The sequence below is a fragment of the Actinospineispora eucalypti genome (genome assembly GCF_039543365.1).
GTDB lineage: Bacteria > Actinomycetota > Actinomycetes > Mycobacteriales > Pseudonocardiaceae > Pseudonocardia > Pseudonocardia eucalypti.
Window position 1 is genome coordinate 696 of record NZ_BAABJP010000025.1, and the last position, 236, is coordinate 931.

Sequence of the window (236 nt, forward strand, 5' to 3'; positions counted from 1 at the left end):
GGAGTGGCGCAACTGGTCCACCAGGCCGGGCAGCTCGGCCAGCGTCTGGTCCACCTGCGGGGCGCGGCCGCCGAAGGTGCGCAGCGTGGTCTGCAGGCTGGCGACCAGTGTGCGCAGCCGCTGGTCGTCCCCGCCGACCGCGTGCGCGATCTGCCCGACCGAGGTGACCAGCCGGCGGATCAGTTCCTTGCGTCGGGCCAGCTGTTCGGCGACTGGCCGCAGGTCATTGGCCACCT

At 72.9% G+C, this 236-nt stretch carries 1 pseudogene; it reads right to left on the minus strand.

Annotation, left to right across the window (positions count from 1 at the left end):
* Positions 1–236 (minus strand): annotated as a pseudogene (locus ABEB12_RS23265) (MlaD family protein); the annotation flags it as partial.